This window comes from Herbaspirillum sp. GCM10030257, assembly GCF_042666555.1.
Taxonomy (GTDB): Bacteria; Pseudomonadota; Gammaproteobacteria; order Burkholderiales; family Burkholderiaceae_D; genus Noviherbaspirillum.
The window spans coordinates 1-3692 of record NZ_JBHTDH010000078.1 but is presented as its reverse complement, the minus strand read 5'-3'; the positions used below and the strand labels follow the sequence as shown (position 1 = coordinate 3692).

Genomic DNA, 3692 nt, shown 5'->3' with positions numbered 1-3692 from the left:
TCCGCCTTTGCCGCCAGCACCCCGCGCGCCGCTGACATGATCCGCGAAGCGCTGCCGGCATTTGATGCCTCCACGCTCGCCCAGGCTGCATTGCGCAGCATGCAGGCGATTGCCGAGGAAGTGGCGATCTACATCGGTGGCGGACTGGTCCTGGGTGCAGTGGTGGGCGGCGCCGGCGGTTTCCTGGCCGGCGTGGCCGGCGCCATTCCCGGTGCGCTGGCCGGTGCGTCGGCCGGGGCGGCCATCGGCGGCGAAGTCATGCTGTATCTCGGCCTGGGCAGCCTGGCCAGGGAAACGCTGCACGGCATCGGCGACATGACGCAGCACTTTGCCCAGGGCTTTGCGCTGGCCTGGCAAGCCGCGCCGTTCAAGGACCACGCTACCGGCCGCTATCTGGCCGACATGGCACGCGCGGCCGACGCCTTTGCCCGCGGCCAGCTGGCCCTGCTCGTTGCCCTCCTGGGCGGCGTGATGCTGGTGCTGTCGCGCGGCCAGGTGGCCAGGACCGCGCTGTACCGGGAATTGACCCAAAGCAAGCTCGGCCCCCAGTTTGCCGACTGGCTGGCCGTCAATGAAGCCGCACTCGCCAACAGCGCACTCCTGCAGCCACGCAGCGCACCGGTCCCGTCCCGGCCGCCGGCCCGGCCCACGCCAGCCCCGGTCGACAAGACACCCGAACCAGCTGCCACACCGGCCGCCGACAAGCGCCCCGAAGGCCGCGGCAAATCCTGCAAGAGCTGCACCACCACCGGCTACCCGGTCAATCCGATCTTCGGCAACAAGCTGCTGGCTGGCGACACTGAACGCGATTTCGCCTTTCCCGCACCGATGCCGCTGTCGTGGCAACGCCAGTACAGTTCCGACAATCCGGTGGTCGGCTGGCTCGGCCAGGGCTGGAGTGTGCCGCTGTCGCTGGCGCTGCAGGTCGATGCCGACCGGGTGGTGGTGCTCGATGCGCAGCACCGCGGCATCACCTTCAGCCTGCCGGCCATCGGCCAGAGCAGGTATTCGCCGTACGAGCAGGTCACACTATCGCGTCCCCAGGCGCTGCGTTTCGAGCTCACCGATGCCGAGCAGACCCGCCACCTGTTCACGCTGCCCGACCGGCATGCCGGCATCGCTTGCCTCTGCGCCATCATCGACCGCAACGGCAATACCACCCGTATCCAGTACGATCATCTGCAGCAGCCGGTACGCATTGTTGACAGCGCCGGGCGCACCTATCAATTGACCTTTGCCGATCAGCGCCTGCACATGGTGGCGTTGTTGCGCGAGACGCCCGATGCGCTGGTGCCGCACCGCTACGAGCCGCTGGTCCACTATGACTATGACGATGCCGGCGACCTGGTGCGGGTGCGCAACCGGCTCGGCCAGGTCACGCGTGAATTTGCCTATCGGCAGCACCTGCTGGTGCGCCACAGCCGTCCCGGCGGCCTGGTGGCTGACTACGAATACGATCACTACCGGCCCACCGGCAAGGTGATCCGGCACTGGGCCAATACCGGCGAATCGTGGACCTTTGCTTATCATCCCCAGGAAACCATCGTCACCGATGCGCTGGGCCGTCTCCGCCGCTACCGCTTTGACCAGGAACAGCGCCTGACCGGCGAGACCGATCCGATGGGCGGGCGCACCGAACGGGTGCTCGACCGGTACGGCAACCTGCTGGCGATCACCGATGCGGCCGGGCGCACCATCCGTTACCGCTATAATGCGCGCAGCCTGCTGACCCGCATCGAGCTGCCCGACGGCTCGGCCACCCGCATCGTGCAGGATGGCCGTGTCGGTCAGCCGGCACTGGTCACCGATGCGGCCGGCAACCTCACCGCGTATCGCTATGATGCACGCGGCAACCTGGCTTCCGTCACCGATGCGCTGGGCCACCAGACCCAGTACCGGTATGACGCGCAGGGCTTGTCGGTGGCCATCATCGATGCCCATGGCAAGACAAAAACGCTGGCCTACAACCCTGCCGGGCAGGTGTGCAGGTATACCGATTGCTCGGGCCACAGCACCACGTTCGACTATGACCTCGATGGCCGGCTCACCGCGACCACCAATGCGCTGGGCCAGCGTACCCGTTACGACCATGATGCACTGGGCCAGCTTGCCGCTGTGCATTACCCGGATGGCAGCAGCGAGCAGTATGACTACGATGCGCTGGGCAGGCTGATCGCCCATACCGATGGCGCCGGCCAGCGCACCGTGTATGCGTTCGATGTCGACGGCAAGCCGCTCATGCGCACCAATGCGTTGGGCCATGCGTTGCAGTACCGCTATGACGCCGCCCGGCGGCTGGCGCAACTGGTCAACGAGAATGGCGCAGTGTCTGCGTTTGCCTATGATGCGGCGGACCGGCTGGTGCAGGAAATCGGTTTCGATGCGCGGCTCACCCGCTACCGGTACGATGCGTCGGGGCTGGCCATTGGCCGGGAAGAATTCGGTACCGTGCCGGGCGTGGTGCAGTTCGACGACCACCGCGCCGAGCCGAAGATCGCCACCCTGTATGGACGCGACGTCAACGGCCGGCTGGTCGACAAGATCGTGGCGCAACTGACCGGTGCGGCGCAGGCCGAGCAGTTACATACCAGCTATGGCTATGATGGGCTGGGCCGGCTGGTGCAGGCGCGCAATGCGCAGGCCAATGTCAGATTGCAGTACGACGCGCTCGGGCAACTGCTGTCGGAAACCACCACCGCCGACGGCATCGCCACGACGATCCGCCATGCGTACGATGCGCTGGGCAACCGGGTCCAGACCACCCTGCCCGATGGCCGGGTGCTGCAGCAGTTGTTCTACGGCAGCGGTCACCTGCACCAGGTGCGCCTCGGCGAAGAGGTGATCACCGACATCGAACGCGATGCGGTGCACCGGGAAATCCGCCGCACGCAAGGCATGTTGACCAGCCAGTTCCAGTACGACCCGATGGGACGGCTGAAGGCGCAGCTGGCGACACTGGCGCCGGGCAGCAACCGCCCTTCGCTGGCGCAACAGCGCAGTAATCTTCATGCACTGGAGCAGGTGCCACATGAGTCGGCCACGCAGATCGGCCGCCAGTACGCGTATGACCGTGCCGGCAACCTGGTCACGCTCGACGATCAGCGCCTGGGCCGCACCAGCTATACCTATGACCGCATTGGCCGCATCCTGTCGGCGCTGCAGCCAAACCTGGCGGAACGCTTTACCTTCGATCCGGCGCACAACCTGCTGGACCCGCAAGCCAGCGAATCAGGCAGCACAGGCCGCATCGTCAACAACCGGGTGACGGTGTATGAAGACAAGCGCTATGGCTATGACACGCACGGCAACCTGGTCGACAAGAGAATCGGCCGGCATACGCAGCTGCGGCTGAAGTGGAATGCCGAACATCAACTGGTGGAGTCGCAGGTCAGCCGCAATGCGCAGGCCGATGCACCGACGGTGCAGAAGACGCGCTATGGGTATGATCCGTTCGGAAGACGGCTGGTCAAGCGCGATGCGTTCGGGGTAACGCGGTTTGTGTGGGATGGCAACCGGCTGCTGTCGGAAACCCGGGGCAGCCGGGTACGGACCTGGGTGTATGAGCCGGATGCGTTTGTGCCGATCGCACAGGTGGACAGCACCACAGCAACCAGTGCGCCGCACGCTGCACAAGCACAGAAGTCACAGAATGTCCGGTACATCCATACCGATCATCTGGGCACGCCGCGCGA

At 65.8% G+C, this 3692-nt stretch carries 1 protein-coding gene; it reads left to right on the top strand.

Going from position 1 to position 3692, the window contains the following annotated elements; genetic code table 11:
* Positions 1-3692: DUF6861 domain-containing protein (locus ACFQUU_RS29050; protein ID WP_382252090.1), on the top strand; the 3692-nt coding region annotated here is incomplete at both ends.